17 protein-coding genes and 4 pseudogenes are annotated in these 15784 nt (G+C 68.5%); 10 read left to right on the top strand and 11 right to left on the bottom strand.

The window, feature by feature from the left end; translation table 11 throughout:
• Positions 1 to 34: 34 nt before the first annotated feature.
• Complete coding sequence (locus tag OHB41_RS48800) at positions 35 to 892, bottom strand: inositol monophosphatase family protein (protein ID WP_266708705.1); 858 nt, start codon at positions 890 to 892, stop codon at positions 35 to 37.
• Between the two features lie 133 nt (positions 893 to 1025).
• Between OHB41_RS48800 and OHB41_RS48795 the strand changes: the two are divergent.
• Positions 1026 to 1409 (top strand): annotated as a pseudogene (locus OHB41_RS48795) (transposase); the annotation flags it as partial.
• Between the two features lie 14 nt (positions 1410 to 1423).
• On the opposite strand, the gene OHB41_RS48790 reads toward OHB41_RS48795, so the two are convergent.
• Positions 1424 to 1807 (bottom strand): hypothetical protein, encoded by a 384-nt coding sequence (locus tag OHB41_RS48790; RefSeq protein WP_266708703.1) that lies wholly within the window; start codon positions 1805 to 1807, stop codon positions 1424 to 1426.
• 95 nt (positions 1808 to 1902) lie between these two features.
• On the opposite strand from OHB41_RS48790, the pseudogene OHB41_RS48785 reads away from it, so the two are divergent.
• Together OHB41_RS48785 and OHB41_RS48780 are read left to right on the top strand one after the other, a co-directional pair.
• Positions 1903 to 2247: pseudogene (locus OHB41_RS48785) on the top strand (transposase family protein); the annotation flags it as partial.
• A 635-nt stretch (positions 2248 to 2882) separates the two neighbouring features.
• Complete coding sequence (locus OHB41_RS48780; RefSeq protein ID WP_266708701.1) at positions 2883 to 3881, top strand: YdcF family protein; 999 nt, start codon at positions 2883 to 2885, stop codon at positions 3879 to 3881.
• Between the two features lie 278 nt (positions 3882 to 4159).
• Here OHB41_RS48780 and OHB41_RS48775 read toward each other — a convergent pair.
• Both OHB41_RS48775 and OHB41_RS48770 read right to left on the bottom strand, forming a co-directional pair.
• A pseudogene (locus OHB41_RS48775) lies at positions 4160 to 4952 on the bottom strand (IS5 family transposase).
• A gap of 80 nt (positions 4953 to 5032) precedes the next feature.
• Positions 5033 to 5530, bottom strand: a complete 498-nt coding sequence (locus OHB41_RS48770) for a hypothetical protein (protein ID WP_266708699.1) — start codon at positions 5528 to 5530, stop codon at positions 5033 to 5035.
• On the opposite strand from OHB41_RS48770, the gene OHB41_RS48765 reads away from it, so the two are divergent.
• Entirely contained in the window at positions 5529 to 6458 is a 930-nt protein-coding gene (locus OHB41_RS48765) for an NADP-dependent oxidoreductase (protein WP_266708697.1), read from the top strand. The genes OHB41_RS48770 and OHB41_RS48765 overlap by 2 nt on opposite strands.
• A 598-nt stretch (positions 6459 to 7056) precedes the next feature.
• On the opposite strand, the gene OHB41_RS48760 is transcribed toward OHB41_RS48765, so the two are convergent.
• The 5 genes from OHB41_RS48760 to OHB41_RS48740 form a co-directional block, all read right to left on the bottom strand.
• The gene (locus OHB41_RS48760; protein WP_266708695.1) at positions 7057 to 7215 is read right to left on the bottom strand and encodes a hypothetical protein; all 159 of its coding nucleotides are present in this window, start codon (positions 7213 to 7215) and stop codon (positions 7057 to 7059) included.
• A 181-nt stretch (positions 7216 to 7396) separates the two neighbouring features.
• Positions 7397 to 7996, bottom strand: a complete 600-nt coding sequence (locus OHB41_RS48755; protein WP_266708693.1) for a uridine kinase family protein — start codon at positions 7994 to 7996, stop codon at positions 7397 to 7399.
• Between the two features lie 194 nt (positions 7997 to 8190).
• Positions 8191 to 8406 carry a bacteriocin immunity protein gene (locus OHB41_RS48750; protein ID WP_266708691.1) on the bottom strand — a complete coding sequence of 72 codons (216 nt, stop codon included), beginning with the start codon at positions 8404 to 8406 and terminating at the stop codon, positions 8191 to 8193.
• 58 nt (positions 8407 to 8464) lie between these two features.
• Positions 8465 to 8647 carry a hypothetical protein gene (locus OHB41_RS48745; RefSeq protein WP_266708689.1) on the bottom strand — a complete coding sequence of 61 codons (183 nt, stop codon included), beginning with the start codon at positions 8645 to 8647 and terminating at the stop codon, positions 8465 to 8467.
• Positions 8648 to 8739: 92 nt separating this feature from the next.
• On the bottom strand, positions 8740 to 10335 hold the full coding sequence (locus OHB41_RS48740) for an ISL3 family transposase (RefSeq protein WP_266708687.1): 1596 nt from the start codon (positions 10333 to 10335) through the stop codon (positions 8740 to 8742).
• Between the two features lie 293 nt (positions 10336 to 10628).
• On the opposite strand from OHB41_RS48740, the gene OHB41_RS48735 reads away from it, so the two are divergent.
• The 4 genes from OHB41_RS48735 (at position 10629) to OHB41_RS48720 (ending at position 12552) form a co-directional block, all read left to right on the top strand.
• The gene (locus OHB41_RS48735; protein WP_266708685.1) at positions 10629 to 10973 is read left to right on the top strand and encodes a discoidin domain-containing protein; all 345 of its coding nucleotides are present in this window, start codon (positions 10629 to 10631) and stop codon (positions 10971 to 10973) included.
• A gap of 105 nt (positions 10974 to 11078) precedes the next feature.
• The gene (locus OHB41_RS48730; RefSeq protein WP_266708683.1) at positions 11079 to 11498 is read left to right on the top strand and encodes a PPOX class F420-dependent oxidoreductase; all 420 of its coding nucleotides are present in this window, start codon (positions 11079 to 11081) and stop codon (positions 11496 to 11498) included.
• A 129-nt stretch (positions 11499 to 11627) separates the two neighbouring features.
• Complete coding sequence (locus OHB41_RS48725) at positions 11628 to 11801, top strand: hypothetical protein (protein WP_323138635.1); 174 nt, start codon at positions 11628 to 11630, stop codon at positions 11799 to 11801.
• A gap of 469 nt (positions 11802 to 12270) precedes the next feature.
• Entirely contained in the window at positions 12271 to 12552 is a 282-nt protein-coding gene (locus OHB41_RS48720; RefSeq protein ID WP_266708681.1) for a hypothetical protein, read from the top strand.
• Between the two features lie 751 nt (positions 12553 to 13303).
• Here OHB41_RS48720 and OHB41_RS48715 read toward each other — a convergent pair.
• Positions 13304 to 14284 carry a phosphotransferase family protein gene (locus OHB41_RS48715; RefSeq protein WP_266708679.1) on the bottom strand — a complete coding sequence of 327 codons (981 nt, stop codon included), beginning with the start codon at positions 14282 to 14284 and terminating at the stop codon, positions 13304 to 13306.
• Between the two features lie 576 nt (positions 14285 to 14860).
• Between OHB41_RS48715 and OHB41_RS48710 the strand changes: the two genes are divergently transcribed.
• On the top strand, positions 14861 to 15013 hold the full coding sequence (locus OHB41_RS48710; RefSeq protein ID WP_266708870.1) for an IS3 family transposase: 153 nt from the start codon (positions 14861 to 14863) through the stop codon (positions 15011 to 15013).
• 26 nt (positions 15014 to 15039) lie between these two features.
• A pseudogene (locus tag OHB41_RS48705) lies at positions 15040 to 15484 on the top strand (FAD-dependent oxidoreductase); the annotation flags it as partial.
• Here the strand turns inward: OHB41_RS48705 and OHB41_RS48700 are convergent.
• Complete coding sequence (locus OHB41_RS48700) at positions 15448 to 15708, bottom strand: hypothetical protein (protein ID WP_266708868.1); 261 nt, start codon at positions 15706 to 15708, stop codon at positions 15448 to 15450. The pseudogene OHB41_RS48705 and the gene OHB41_RS48700 sit on opposite strands and share 37 nt — an antisense overlap.
• Positions 15709 to 15784 lie beyond the last annotated feature (76 nt).

The following is a 15784-nucleotide window of genomic DNA, read 5'->3' as shown; positions in this document are numbered from 1 at the left end:
CATGAGGCGGGGTGAAACGGTCCTGGTTTGTGCGTCAGTTGGGGGGTTTGGGCAGGCCCAGGAGCTGCTGGTGGAGGCCGGGTCGGGCGAACAGAGCTGCGCCTGTGTCGGTTCGTCGCTGGCCGGAGAGGTCGCTGAAGGTGCCGCCGGCCTCCTCGACGATGGGGATCACTGCGGCAATGTCCCAGGGGCCGGCGCCCAGCAGCAGGAAGGCGTCGAGTTTTCCTGTCGCGACCAGGAGGGCTCCATGGCAGGTGCCGGATCCGGTGGATGGCTTGCTGGGTGGCGGCGTGGTGGGGTCCGCAGATGCCCAGTTGAGTGCGGGGAGCACGGTTGCGGTTCCTGCTGCCAGCCGGGCCGCGGCGACGCGTTCGGCTTTGCTTAGCCGCGGTGGTGGAGGCCAGATTCCGATGGCGGCATCCTTGGCGTTTCCTCCTGCCGTGAGCGTCAGCCGATGCGGCGGTGCTGACGGATCGGAGGGGCAGGGGCCCATCCAGGCGCCGGTGCCTGGCGTTGCCCACCAGCGGCGCCCGAGCGCGGGCGCGGAGACCATGCCCATGGTCACGGTGCCGTGTTCTTCCCGGGCGATGAGAGTGCTCCATTCCGGATCGCCCGCAATGAAGCTCGCCGTGCCGTCAATGGCGTCGATGATCCATCGGCGGCTGCTGCGCCCATGGGCGCCGAACTCTTCGCCCACGAACGCGTCGCCGGGATGTTCCGTACGGATCGACGCGCGCAGGACGCATTCGATCTCGCGGTCCGCGTTGGTGACCGGACTTCCGTCGCCCTTGTCCTCGGCACCCAGGTCGGGTGCGCGGAAGTGGCGCCGGGCGATCTCGTCCGCCTGATCAGCCAGTTGGTGCGCCAGCGTCAGGTCTGCTGAGTCCGTCATACCGCCCACTCTTCTCGCAGATACCCCCATGATCAAGTCCCGGTCCAGGCGCACGGGCTCGGTGAGACGATCAGCGCTGGCTGGTGTGATCACGGCGTCCGAGCCGTCCTAATCCAGTGGTAGCGACAGCCCTCTCGGCGCCCGGGTCCTGGCCGAGATCGGAGACGACCGCACCCGGTTCGCCGCCGCCCGCGGCCTCAAGGCATACGCCGGCGCCTCGCCCATCACCAGAGCCTCTGGCAAGAAGTCGAGCATCACCCGACGCTGGGTGAACAACGACCGCCTCAACCACGCCGGCTACGTCTGGGCCTTCTCCTCCATCACCGCCTCACCCGGTGCCAAGGCCCACTACCGCCGTCGCCGGGACAACCACGGAGACTGGCATGCGGCCGCCCAGGGAAACCTCTTCAATCGCATGATCGGACAGCTCTACCACTGCCCCCAGCACGGACAGCACTTCGACGAGGCTGTGGCCTTCCCTGAGGGCAACGTCGTCCCACAGGGGGCAGCGGCCTGATCTGTCGGGGCCCGCTATCGGACGACAGAGATGTCTGGCAGCGGCGAGGCGTTCACGCCTTCACGGGCGAGAACCTGCTGAGCCAGCACGCGGGCACGGATCCACCCCACATCGCTGAACAGAGCCGCAGCTGTCCATCGATCCGTGGACTCGTCGCAGCTCATCTCATCGAAGATCGAGTCGATCAGCCGGAGCTCGGGCAGGACATCACGGCTGAGGAATCCTTCCTCCACCAGACCGTCGGCCATGCGGAATGCGTGATCGAAGTCGAGGGCGATCTCGGCCGTCACGACACCATGCTTCTCCAGCCATGCTGTCTGGACCCGCGCAGGTGCCGCCACTATCGTCAGCGCCTCGTTCAGCAGACGACGTTGGAACGAAGGATCAGGAGTTTCCACACTCAGATCATCCCACTCTGGCCCCGAGCACCTGCCCCATCTGTTCGACCGCCCATAGCAACAGACTTGACGCGCTAACCGCCTGAGGTGTCCGGATAGCCCCGTTCACCGGGCTGAGCCCCCGTGCCTTCGGGAAGCTGGTGACGGTGCTGCGGCGTGAGGGTGCGGATGCCTTCCGCAAGGGTCGGCCGTGGAGCCTGTCCTTGGAGGACCGGGCACTGCTGGTCGCGGCGTACTGGCGCACGAACTTGACGATGCGCCAGCTCGCCCCGCTGTTCGGGGTGTCTAAATCCGCGGCGGACCGCGTGATCGACCATCTTGGGCCGATGCTCGCGCTCCAGCCCCGCAAACGGTTCGCCAAGGACACCGTGCTCATCGTGGACGGCACCCTGGTCCCCAGGGCAAGAACCGCCCAGCACGCTGCGCCGACGCGGAGCCAACGCACCGGAAGGCGCGTTGAACTGTCCGGAAAGGCCAGTGACCCATGGCCCGCCGACGAGGACTTCCGCCTGGTACGCATCCCGGAGGGGTGTCAGATGACGTGCCCGCCGTTGCCGGGCCAGCCACTTCCCGATGTCCATGCCGTGCACGGTGACGCCGGGCAGGACCTCGGTCTGACCGGCCTCGCCGTCTTCGTCGGCCAGCAGTTCGCGGAGTGCGGCGTCGCCGAGGTTCGCCTCGAGGGACAGCATCCGGCCGTGCCGGGTCAGGCGCCGCCACAGCGGCACCAGTTCGCCGGGGTGTCAGATGCGGCTCGGGGGATTGGAGTGCGTGGCAGCTGGCGCGGTGCTGACGGCCCGTGAGGGGCCGTCAGAGGTTGTGTGGGTGCCCGGAGGGTGCCCACAACCCCTCACACACGCTCTGACAGTCCCTCACTCCCGTGTCGGTCCGGTCGGGTTGGGCCCGGAGGGCTCAACCCTTCCCGGATTCCGTGGGCTCCCGCCGACGGGTCTGCGAGGATGTTCGGCGGCGTCCGCACCGGGCCCCGCAGCGGTGCGCGGGTCCGGAAATGCGCAGGCGGCGACGGGCGGACGGGGTCGGGCCCGGCGGGCGGGAGAGCGGAGTGGTGGGGGACGTGCCGGAGTACCCGGAGTACGTTGCTGCGGCGGTGTTCGCCGTGGGCGGCGTCGTCCATGCCGTGCTGGCGCCGCACCGGTTCTCCACCGCTGTCCTGTTCTGCCTCGCGGTGACGTCGGCCGGGCTCGGCGAGGCCGCCCGCAGTGCGGAGACTCACCCCACCGTCGTGACCGTGCTCGCCGTCGCCGCCCTGCTCATGACCCTCGCGCTGGGCCTGCTCCTGCTGGTCGACAGCATCGTCCTGGTCCGGCGCTACGGACCGCAGGCGTCCCTGCTGGCCACCGGCGCCGCCGGCTGCGCCCTGCTGGCGGTGCTCGGCTTCGACGCGGTCGTCCAGACTGCCGGGGGCGAGGTGGCGGGTGCCCTCATGGTGGCGGTGAACGCGGCCGCCGGATACCTCAGCCTGCTCTTCCTCGCCTTCACCGTCTACGTGTTCGTCCGGGGCCGCAGCACCCCGCCGCCGGAGACCACCCATGTCGTCGTCCTGGGCGCCGGGCTCAATGGCGACCGGCCCGGTCCGCTGCTGCGCCGCAGGCTGGAGCGGGCCCTCGCGGTCGACGACGCCGGCGCACCGGACGCAGACGGTGTGGTGTTCGTCGTCTCGGGCGGCCAGGGCGACGACGAGGTGCGCTCCGAGGCGGACGCCATGGCCGACTACCTGCGCGCACGCGGGGTGGCTGCCGACCGGATCGTGCGGGAGGACCGCTCCGTGAACACCGGGCAGAACCTCCGCTTCAGCGCGGCTCTCATGGACCGCACCGCTTCCGGGCACCGTGCCACGGTGGTCACCAGCGGCTTCCACGTCTACCGCACGGCCCTGCTGGCCCGTCGCGCCGGCGTCCTTGTCCACGTCGTGGGGGCGCCGACCTCTCCCGCGTACTGGCTCTCCGCGACCCTGCGTGAGTTCGCCGCCGTCCTGTGGTTGGACCGGCTGCCCCTGATCGGGCTCAGCCTGCTGCTGGCGGTGCCCGTGGCGACAGCGGTCTTCCAGCGCTGAGGCACCCGTCGCGCGTGCCGCCCCGGGCAGCAGGGTCGGCGTGGCTCCGCCAGCAACCCGCGCCCGCGCCGAACAGCGGGGGTGGCCGCTGGCTGACGGAGCTTGCAGGTCACAGTGCGATCGGATGGTATGTGAGAGCTTCGTGGACGATCTGCTCTGCATTGAAGTCATCGGGACTGGCTTTGACTTCTCCGGCCAGGATGCGGCCGTCGAAGGTGCCGATGATAGCGACGCTCTGCCGGCGACAGCCTCCTCACCGAATTCTTTAAGACGTCGTCTCATTTGGTGAGTCGGCGGTAGCAAATGAGGGTGCAGGCGATGGCGGTGAAGGCCAGGAAGTGTTCGGCTTTGCGTTCGTAGCGGCGGTGGAGCCGACGGCAGCCGGCGAGCCAGGCCATGGTGTGCTCGATCGTCCAGCGGTGGCGGCCCAGCCGTGTGGGGATTCGATGCCCTTGCGTGCGATGCGGTGCGTGATACCGCGCTTGCGCAGCCACCGACGCAGGTGGTCGTAGTCGTAGCCCTTGTCGGCGTGCAGCTTGGCGGGCTTGCGTCGGCGTGGGCCGCGGCGGGAGCGGATCGGCGGGATCCCGCGGACCAGGGACTGCAGGGCCTGGCTGTCGTGGAGGTTGGCGCCCGATATGCCCACGGAGAGGGGCAGACCAGTCCGCTCGGTGACCAGGTGGATCTTCGAGCCTTTCTTGCCCCGATCGACAGGATTCGGACCTGTCAGGTCCCCCCTTTCAGGGCCCGCATGTTCACCGAGTCGATCGCACACCTCGACCAGTCCAGGTCTCCGCGAGCGCCGAGTTCGTCCAGCACCAGGCGGTGCAGTTTGGCTCAGACCCGGGCCCTGCTCCATTCGCTGAACCGGCGGTGCGCGGTCGGCCCCGACGGGCCGAAGGATGGCGGTAACTGCTTCCACGTGCACCCTGACGTGGCCACGAACACAATCGCGGCCAGCACCTCGCGATCCCCGTACCGCCGTCGGCCACCACCTTGAGGCCGCGTCGGGGCTGGCGGCACCACCCGCGCGAACAACTCCCACAGCTCATCCGGCACCAGGCGCTCCACGATGTCCACGACCGCAGACTATCGAACACGCCAAATGAGATGTCCTCTTACTCGACAGCCGGGCCGACCTCCGGCAGCGATCACGGAAGTGTGCGATCACCTCCAGTGGACCGGTCGCGCTGCTCCTGCGGATTCACACTTTCTCTCTGTCGCCGTCGGCGCTTGCGCAGTTCAGCCCGGCGCTCGCGGTAGCGGAAGTATTCGAGTACCAGGTCCCGCTTGTGCTCGGACTCATCGGGTACCACGATCTTGGCCAGGCCGAGAACGAGCGAGATCAAGAACGTGGCACCCACGGTCAGAACCACGGCTTCCCAGGAGGCGTTGGCCATCGTCAGCGCAGTGACGACCGCGCTGCCGCTGACCACGCTCACAGCCGCCGACCGGATCCCGCCGAAGAGGGACTGCTGCGAGACAGGCGCGCTCACCGCGATGACAACTGAGCTCAGGGCGGTCGGTCGGAGAAGACGCGGTCGGCCGGCCGGAGCGCAGCCGGCGGTGCCGCCAACAGGGTTGAACGGACCGGCCCGGGCGGCCAGCCGTGGAAGAACCGCGGCCCCCGGCCTGTTGGCTTCGGTCATGCGAGCCATCATCACCAACCGCTACGGCGGTCCGGAAACGCTTGAATTCGCGGAGACCGATGACCCCAAGGTCAGCCCGGACCAGGTACTCGTCCGGGTGAAGGCCGCCGGCGTCAACCCTGTCGACTGGAAGATCGTCGCCGGGTACCTCGACCCGATCATGTACGTCCACTTCCCGCTCGTGCCCGGCTGGGACGTCGCAGGCGTCGTGGAGGCCGTCGGCCTGGACACCCCCGAGTTCTCGGTCGGCGACGAGGTCTTCGGCTACGTCCGCAAGGACGAGGTGCAGCACGGCACCTACGCGGAGCTCGTCGCCGCGCCGGTGCGCACCCTCGCGCGCAAGCCCGCCTCGCTGGACTGGCGGCAGGCGGCCGGCGTGCCTCTGGCGGGGCTGATGGCCTTGCAGTCACTGCGCCGGGTGGGCGTCAGCAAGGGCGACACGGTCCTGGTGCACGCGGCAGCCGGCGGTGTGGGGTCGTTCGCCGTGCAGATCGCCGTGGCCATGGGAGCCCGCGTGATCGGCACCGCCAGCGAGCGCAATCACGACTACCTGAGCTCCCTGGGCGCCGAACCGGTCACCTACGGGGACGGCCACCGCCTGATCGACCGGGTGCGGCAGCTCGCGCCGGAGGGCGTCGACGCCGCGGTGGACAACGTCGGCGGTGACGCGGTCGCCGCCTCCCAGGACCTGCTGAAGGACCCCAGCCGACTGGCCTCGATCGTCGACCCCGGCGTGACACAGCGGGGCGGCCACCACGTCTGGGTGCGGCCCGACAGCGCGGACCTCGCCGAACTCGCCGAACTCGCCGACGCGGGCAAGCTCAAGGTCCACATCGACCGTGCCCTGCCGCTGGCCGAGGCCGCTGAGGCGTTCCGCCTGAGTCAGAGCGGTAAGACTCGCGGCAAGCTGGTCCTCGAGGTCGGCTAGGGACATCCAGGGCGAAGGCGCGCCGTGCGGACTACCGGCGGGCGCCGCGACGATGCCGTCCAGGGGCAACCCGTGCGCCGACCGGAGGGAACGCACCACCGCCACCGCATGGGCACCCCTCGACACTACAGGTGACAGCCCTGCACTACTCCTCCACCGCAACGTCGTCCAGCGGCTCGGCCGGCCCCTGCCTGACAGCGACGCCGACCTCCTCCACCAGCTCTCCGACGAACGCACCGAACTGCCCCGACCCTGGTGACTGTGAGGCGCAGTCTGGCAGTGCGAGAAAGCGCAGGGTGGAGTCGGCCACGCCGCGCAGGACGCGGCGGACCAGGGTCACGGACAGCCCGGCCCGGTCGGCGATGTCCTGCGCGGACGTGCCCCACTCGCGCAGCCGGGCCGCTCACCGAGCGTCGGGCGTCTCGACCGCCCCGGCGTCCTCGCCATCCGCGGGCGCCTCAAACGCTGACCCGCACCTCCGGCTACCAGTAACCCAACTCAACCTGCCTCCCAGGCCGCCGAGGGGGCAGGGATGCCGCGCCCCGCGCGTGGACGCGCCTCGGCGAGACCGGCTGCGCGGCCGCGGAGCACGACTGGATCACTCCAGGTCGTCCCATGACCACAAAGGCGCGGCGTTTCCATTAGGTTCGCGCCCGAGCCGCAACTGCTCCACGTTGCCGCTGACCACGATGAATAGACCGAAAAGCCCTGAGACAGGAAGGCGTGCGCCAAGACCGTCTAGCTGCTCCAGCGCCACCTTCCGCATCGTTACCATCAGATAGGCCACCCCGTACGGCCCGCAAGCTGCTGCGCCAGCCCTACTACTGCTACGAGTTCTCCACCGTGGCGGTCATGCACTCCCTGATCGCGGTGGAGATCGGTGGAGCGTGAGATGTACTTCTGCCGGCATGGGCTACGGGGGACCTGGGTCGGCCGGCCTAAGGGCTGGTCGGCGGGGCGACGACCAACTCGGTGTCCGGGTCATGGTCGATCCGCGGAGGGCCGGCGACGATCATGGTGGCTCGGGCCCACGGCTGTTCTCGCAACATGAACGGCAGTTCCTCCAGCAGCCAGTTCGTCACGTGCTCCAGCTGCTCGGGGGAGTCACCGTCGCGGACGACCAACAAGCGCTCTTGCTCATCGAGGTCACCCTGCATCCACACCGAGGCGTCCAACCACGGGGCAAGCTCCTCGCGGATGATGCCGGTGCCCTCCACCCAGATGAAGTCGGCATCGGCGGGGATGGTGATCGATCCGGGCCGGTCGTGGGCGATCCAGGCATCAGGGCGGAAATCCACCGCCTCACCCCGGTGCAGGGGTTGCAGGATGTTCTCGACGAGCACGGCACCCCAGTCGAAATAGGCGTGGTTCCAGGCGACATCGTCGGTGTGCACGATGGCGGAGTTGGGCGCCACCTTGCGTAGCCGCTCGGCCAGGGTCGTCTTGCCTGCGCCGCCCCGGCCGTCGATCGCGATCACCCGCGGACGTCCGGTGACGTCGGTTGATGCATCGCGCAGTTGCCGGACGGTGGCGTGCACGGTCACCACCCGCCAGCCAACGGCCTCGGTCTCGCCTGGATGTAGATGCATCTGCAATCTGTCTCCGGAGGTGAGGACGCCGGTCCGGCCTGCCCGGACAATCCACCGGTCGGGTTACTGCGTGACGTGACTTCTCGGTTCTGGCAGAGATCTTGGGGAGCGGTCGCGGAGGGTGACGTTGGCGTTCGATTTACTCAGAGCGCGATCGGCCGGTACTTCAGAGCCTCATCGACAATCTGCTCCGCAGACGGGCCCTGAGTGATGTCCGAGGGATGGAAGACCAGGTCACTCACCCGGGGATGCGACACGTTCGCCTCCAGGAGCCGCAGATAGTAGTCGCTCTCCGCAGAGGCAGTCAGGAGTCTGCGAACGATCTCAACGAGCTCGTCCCGGGTGATGCCGGCAACCACGGGGCGAGCCGGCCGGGCCGCCTCCCTCGCGAACTGCTCCAGGCTCCTGCTTCCGTCCCTACTCAGCGAAGTCGAGAGCCACGTAGTCGTGCCCGGTCATCGCGTTGAACGCCTCGATCGCCTCGCCCGCCACTTCCGGGCGGGCGACCAGCAACTCAGCGATCCACTCGACCTCAGCGCACAGCTCGTTCAGTCGCTGCTGGCTCACGGGCGGGGGCAACAACTCCGGTCTCAGGTCCACAGCGGCATTATGTCCGTCGGTGCCGACACGCCCCAGCCCTCTGGGTGTTGTCCGTTCTCGGTCTTGGCGAAGGGTTCGGAGGGCTTGGAGTGCTACTGGAGCAGGATCATTTTGCGGAGTAGTTCGAATCCGGCGCGCCCGTAGAGCTGCCGCGTGATCTTTTTGATGCGGTTGACGGCGCCCTCGATGCTGCCAGAGCTCCAGTCCAGAGTGAGTCCGGCTCTCACGGCGTCGAGGTCTCGGAGCAGATGGAGTGCGAAGCCTGTGAGGCCGGGTAGCTGGCTGGCATCGACGGTGTCGATCCAGGCAGGAAGCGTGCTGCCAAGGCGGTCGGTAAGTATCTCGCCGAAGTCGCGGACGTGTCCGGCGGCCTTGTCCAGCTCGGGGCAGCGGGCGAGGACCTCCTTCAGGCCGGCCCGGTCTTCCTCGGTCAGGGCCGTGGGGTGCCGGGTGAGCCAGCCGGTCACCTGCCGCACGGCCGGCGGCCGGGGCGGCGCCCCGGACGGCGTCCCGCGCAAAGTGGCGATGTGCGCGCGGACCATCTGGTAAGTGACGGGTGCGTTGGCGGCGATCAGCTCGCTGTGCAGTCGGGTGACGCTGGTGCATCCCGCGGCGAATCGCCGCTCCAGGTAGGGCTTGTAGGGGTCCAGTCTGCTGGGTCGGGGCGGGTTCTCGCGGATGGTGTCCTGCCAGCGTGGGGTGTTCGCGTATTTGAGCACGGTGTTGAGGCCCCATCCCAGGTGCCGGGCAATCGCCCGGCGTGAGTGACCTTGGGCAAGGAGCTCGTGGACCATGGCATGTGCGGCCTTCTTCCGCTCGGCCCGCCGACCGATGGGCGCCGAGTCGCCCTGCGGCCGACCGGAAGCCAGTCGGGTGGTGGCCTCCGGCAACATGCCGCTGGGCGAAGGACTGCGCAGGCAGTCGCGATGGGCGGCGACGCAGGTCTCCACGGCTCGACCGAGGCCCTGCCACAGATGGAACCGGTCGGCGACCTGCAGAGCGTCGGGGGCACCGCGCCGGGCCCCCTCGGCGTAGGCGCCCGCCCGGTCCCGGCAGATGATCCCCACGCCGGGGTGGCGGATCAGCCAGGCGGCCAGTGGCCCGGCTTCACCGGTCGGGAGCACATCGACCACGCGATGGTCTTCGACGCTGGTCAAGACCGTGGAGTACGTCTGGCCGCGACGGATCGCGAAGTCGTCCACGCCCAGCACACGCGGCGTGCTGAACTGCGGATCGGGCAATGCCATGACCCTGCGTAATAAGGTCATCCGTCCCGCGCCGAAGCCCAGTTGGGCAGCCAGCCGAGCTCCGGCCCGCCCGGCCAGCGCGAGCCCCACCCGCTCCAGGGCGTGGTTGAGCCGCGTGGTGAACCGTGCGTGCGGGGCGGCCAGCCGGGAGAACGGCTCGGCGAACGTCCGGCGCGGGCAGTCCGGCGTTCCGCAGATGAAGCGCCGGACCGTCAGCCGGATCACGAAGCCCTGTTCAGCGAGTGGCAGGTCCTTCAGTCTGCGCTGGTATCGGTCGTGGACTCGGTCCGAGAAGCGGCCGCAGTCCGGACAAGCTGAGCCAGCCGCGCGGCCTCTCGCCGCCACCTCGACCGTGCCGAAGGCTGCCGTCACGGCCTCGACATCCACATCGTCGATCCCGTCGAACACCAGCGAGTCCCAGAACGGTGCATCGGTCTGCATGGCCAGCACCATCACCGTCCACAACCGACCGCAGCAGCGGCCGGCAGACACCTGAGGGAGCGTCAATTCTGATCGTCGGACGACAAGGCGTACGCGGTCTCACGCGAACCCGTCTCCTCGTATTCGAACCTCGGGGTAACGCTCCGCGACGACTCCCCAAGATCTGTGCCAGAACCGAGATTGGACAGCAGATGTTCATGACTTGGGAGGCAGCACAGCACACCGAGCATTCGAACGCTGACTGAGCCACCTGCCGCCGTCAGAGACGACGGTCAGCACACGCGTGCGCTGCGTTGCGCCTCCACGGCGGTGGCCGGTGCTGTTCCCACGAGGATGAGAAAACACGTTGGCTTGCCGGGGGGGACCTCGGGGCCGCGCGGAGCGTCTCCCGCGTGGTGCTCCGGCTCCCCGCCGGCTGGGGCGCCCGCACTCAGACGCTGTCCCTGCAGGCCGGCGCGGACGGCTCCACCTTCACCACCGTGAAGGCCGCAGCCGCCTACGCCTTCGACCCGGCGGCGGACAACACCGTCACCCTCATCTTGCCCGCCACCGTCCAGCGCTGGTTCCGGCTGACGGTCACGGCCAACAGCGGCTGGCCGGCCGGTCAGCTCTCGGAGTTCGAGGTCCGGAGTTCGTAGCACCAGACCCGGCTGCGCGCGGGGCGGTGCGTGCGCGCGGCGCTGCCCCGGGCAATCATGCTGGTGATCGAGAAGCGTCCCGCCTTACGCCGTGGAGGATGACCCGTGTCGAAGCCGCCCCTGCCCGAAGCCGCCGTCGCCATGCTGGAGAAAGCCAACCCCGCCGTCATCTGCACGCTGCGCCGGGACGGCCAGCCGGTGTCCGCGGCCACCTGGTACCTGTGGGACGACGGGCGTGTGCTCATCAACATGGACGAGGGGCGCGTCCGGCTCCAGCACGTGCGCAACGACCCCAGGGTCTCGCTCACCGTGCTCGACGAGGGCGGCTGGTACACCCATGTGACCATCATCGGCCGCGTCGTCGACCTGCAGGAGGACACCGACCTGTCCGGCATCGACCGGCTGTCCCGCCAGTACCTGGGCAAGGACTACGGGCAGCGCGACCGGCGCCGCTACAGCGCGTGGATCGAGATCGACCGCTGGCACGGATGGGGTGCGCTGAAGGACAATGAGCAGCCCGGCTGACGCGGCCGCGGATCCATACGCGGATCGTGCGCCCTGACCGCCGTACGACATACGGCGGTCAGGGCGCACGCGGTGCTCCCCGCCGCCGCCGGCGTGCAGCCCTGGTTGTCGATTCCCGCCTAGGGCGGCATGTCTCAAGGCGTCCTCGCCGACGACCCGCTCCCGCCGCACCCCAATTGCCCGTTCCGGGCCGACCGGGGAACCCTTCAGCACACCTTGGTCCGGCTGCCAGCCGTTCGCAGCCCGTGGATGCGCACGATCCTCAAGAAGCTCGCCCAGGGCGGATCGGCCAGCCTGTTCTGATCGCCTGGCAATCGAACAGCGCCAGACTCTCCTGCCTCCCCAACCGGTTACTCAGCGTGCCCTCACCACACAACCTGAGCCAGAACCACTTCTCGTGACCATTCCCCGACAGGCGAACGTTCGACTGCTGCACAAGCTCATCGACAAACGCTGTCGATAATAGTGAACGAAGCCAGACCCGGACTCCGCGGCGAAGCGTCGCTTGGTGATCGTCTCAACTGCCCACAAGGCCAAGGGACGGGAATGGGTGCGGGTGAGGATCGCGGACGACCTGACGTACCGGCCGATCGCGCTCTGAGTAAATCGAACGCCAACGTCACCCTCCGCGACCGCTCCCCAAGATCTGTGCCAGAACCGGGCTTTGATGTCACCTTCGGTCTTGTGCCTCAGGGTTTCGTGTGCCCTTTCCCGGCGCAGTCTGACCTGCTGGGCCTCTGTGGCGTACGTTGATCCGAACGGGAGGGGATGCATGACAACGTGGGGACTGATCGTCGAGACGACCGTGGGCGCGGGAGAGGGCAAGCACTCCGAGGCCCACGTGCTGACGTATGTGAATGGAACGCGCGACGAGGCGCTGGTGGAGCTGGAGACGCGTGCCAGGCGCTATAAGCCAGATCATCCTCTGAGTCCCAAGCGCCGCAGGTTGTTCCGGGACGGCGACGGCTTCCTCCTGGTCATCGACGGCGCCCGGCAGTCCTATGGATCCCGGTTCACGGTCGCGGAGTTGCTGGAGGACGTCACCGTACGATAGCTGCGCCGAGGTCCGGCGCGAGGGGATTCGAACGCCTACGCAAACACTGAGCCCGGCCGCCCGGCCCCCGGCTGCCCAATCCGCGTACGACACCCCCCGCCACCTTGCTGGGGGCTACGAGCCTGAGCGCTTCGGCAGACAGCGCGGCACCGGCGCCCACAGCCCGCTTCCTTGGCCTGGACACGAGCCTGGCCTGGTGCCGTTCATGCCACAACGGACCTACTCCGGCAACGAGGTCAGCGACCACATCGGCCGAAGGACCCGTGATCCTCCGGTCGTTGATGATTGCTGCACGAGATGCGTTCCCCACCACACGACCATGATCAACGATCGAAAACCCGATACCTCACCGCCTACCGCGCGCGAGCTCGTAAGGCGCCCCTCAACGGCTTTTGTCCGGGTGGAGGGAAACGGCTGTTCAGGCTGTGTGGGGGGCTTGGTGTGGGGTCCGACATCCCGCTCATCACTCTCGTCCCCGCCCCTCCCTGGTAGTGGCGGTCGGGGCGGGAACAAGAGTACTCCGGGGGGTCGCGCCTGTGGGTGTTGCTGCGCGTCGTCGTCGGCCGCCGCGCTTCGGGCGGGCGCTGCCCACCGGACCTGACGGCTTTCCCCGGGGGGATGGGGGGACCGGCCCGCCGTCGACCTGCTGGTCGCCGGATGAACCGGCACGTAGGTGATGGCAGTTCGTCGTGCGGGTTTCGAAGGGTTCTCGTACCGCGTGGGCGTGGGGTGTTGAGGAGCTGTCTCTGGCCTACCTGCCAAGCAGGGCCACGGTCTCTCGTAGTCGCGCGCACGCCCACTCATACTGCTCGGTGTTGGTGTGTGCCCGGAAGGTCGTCTCGATGATCTGGACCAGAGCGAGGTGAAGGTTGTACAGCCGCCGGCGGGTCCGCTCGGCCGCGGTCAACGGCCGGCGGCCGTAGCCGCGGGTGAAAGCCGTGGCGTCCCCATAAGCGCTCGATTCACTTCCTGCGAAGCCGAACTCCATCAGCGGATCACCGTAGAACGCCCGCTCGTGATCGATGATCGCCACTATCCGACCGTCGCGCACCATGCAGTTGCCGGGCCACAGGTCCCACTCGACGAACCGGGGCTCGGTCACCTCCTCGAGCGAATCCGCATCGGCGGCCACGACGTCGCGGACCACGTCGTAGCCGTGCGGGAGGACGACGCCGCGTCGCTCGCCGTCTCCCAGCAGCTCCTCGACCATCCGCAGGAAGGCCGCGCGCCACGTACTGTCGCCCGGACCGGTCAGCGAGCCGAAAGCGCCGCCGGGGATGGCGTTGAGTTCGCGGGTGATCACACCGAGCCCTTCGGCGTACGCGTCGCTCTCCGCCTTGGCCAGGGTGTCGCTGACGGTGTTGAGGTTGTCCGCGTCCACGTACGTCATGAAGAAGTAGTCGGCGTCGCACACCTCATGGGACTGATCGACGAAGTCGACCTCCGGCACGGGAGCCTTCGTGTACTCCCGGACCAGCCGCAACGCCTCCAGCTCGGTGGTCATGGCTCCTCGCTCGTAGGTCATGACCTCAACATCCGGCGGCGGCGCGATCTTGAGCACGGCCTGGGCGCCGGAGCGTAGCCGGATCCGGTAGACCACGTTGAAGCAGCCGTCGCTCAGTTCCCTGAACCAGTCCTCGCCCGCATCACACACCTCGTCCGGGCCGTACGCGCGGGCGACCATGGTGCGAAGTGCCTCAACGGACTGCCGGTTCTTTGTGATGCTCTCCATCACTCCTCCACCCCAGGCATGATCGGACGCTAGCACCAGGACGCAGTCGTGGACTCGGGTCTGCCGGAACGCGACGGCGCGACGCCGACCCGCGTGCGCATCCCTGGTCGGGCAACGCACTCATTCCCCCAAGCAGCGAGACCGCCGACCGTCATACGGATGCCGTGCTCAGCGCGGCGCGATCGCAGGGCCGGTGTCACGATGCCGGCGGGCGCTCTGCACGCACTGCACAGCATCGGGGCGCCCCTCATGCCGTGCGCGGCCCGCCGCCCCCTCGACCAACGCCAGCTGCCCCGGGGCAACACCAGGACGGCCACGCCCACCGAAGGCGGACCTGAAGATCTCGTCGTCGAACAGCGGACCAAGCGCGTCCCGCACCCGCATCGCCAGACAGCCCTTTGGGAACGCAGCCCATGCCACCATCCGGGTCCCCTCAGGAACCTCCCGACCGGCGCCGCCCGCATCGACACCCGACCCTCCGCCCCAAGACCGAATCACAGGCGGGCTGCCCAAGCCCCACCTCAGGGTCCACCTCTCGACCACCTGCCAAGACCGAGATCAAAGGCGTTCACCCAATTGGGCAACGGGGTCATCGACGGCTTCTACAACTCCCGGCGCATCCAGAAACGACTCGGCTACCTCAGCCCGATCGAGTTCGAGGAGAAGCACTACGCCGACCAGGCAACGGCCGAACGAACGAACCTGAAACCCCGTCATCCGACCAGCTGATCAGCACCTCCCGCACACCGGGGGAACCTCAGACCTGGCACACGAACCTGGACCTGGCCGACGTCGAGGCCGTGCGATCAAGCCTGCTGGCTTTGTTCGATGGCTGGGCCACTCCCGTCCTCGACCTCCTCCGCCACGGCACCGCTTTCGTCCACCGCCCCCTCTACGTCCTGCCCGTGTCCCACACCTGGGCCCACGTCCCCGGGGTGACGCTGCTGGGCGACGCCGCCCACCTGATGCCCCCCATTGGGGGCGGGTGCGAACCTCGCGATGCTGGAAGGCGCAGAACTCGCCGAGTCCATCGCCGCCGCCCCCGGTCCTGGAGATCTGGACAAGGCCGTCCGCGCCTTCGAGGAGCAGATGTGGGCACGGGCCGGCAGGTGGGCGAAGATCACGACGGCCGGTCTGGAACGCCTCGTGAGCCCGGACCCCGCTCAAGCCCTCGCCGTCTTCGACGAAGTCCAGCCATCCTGGTTGCCAAGCGCGAGAGCACCAGCACCAGCAGCTCGCCACGGCTTCATGGGGCAGTACGGCACCGTCCCTTCCGGCAAAACCAGCGCCGTCGCGCGCACCCCTCGGCCGTCCTCGAACAGAAGGTCATCGTCGACGAGGAACGCCATCCCCTCGGGAATCGTCGGCTTCCCCGACAGCCCCCAGGACTCCCAGCCCTCACTGGAGTAGAAGGTCAGCTCCATGCCCCCGACCGTACGGACGAGACACAGCTCACCACACCCCACAAGTGAGTTCGAGCAGTAGCCCAAATAAGGTCCG

It is taken from the genome of Streptomyces sp. NBC_01571, from assembly GCF_026339875.1.
Classification (GTDB): Bacteria; Actinomycetota; Actinomycetes; order Streptomycetales; family Streptomycetaceae; genus Streptomyces.
Note: the sequence above shows the minus strand (reverse complement) of the source record. Positions and strands in the feature narration are given on the sequence as shown.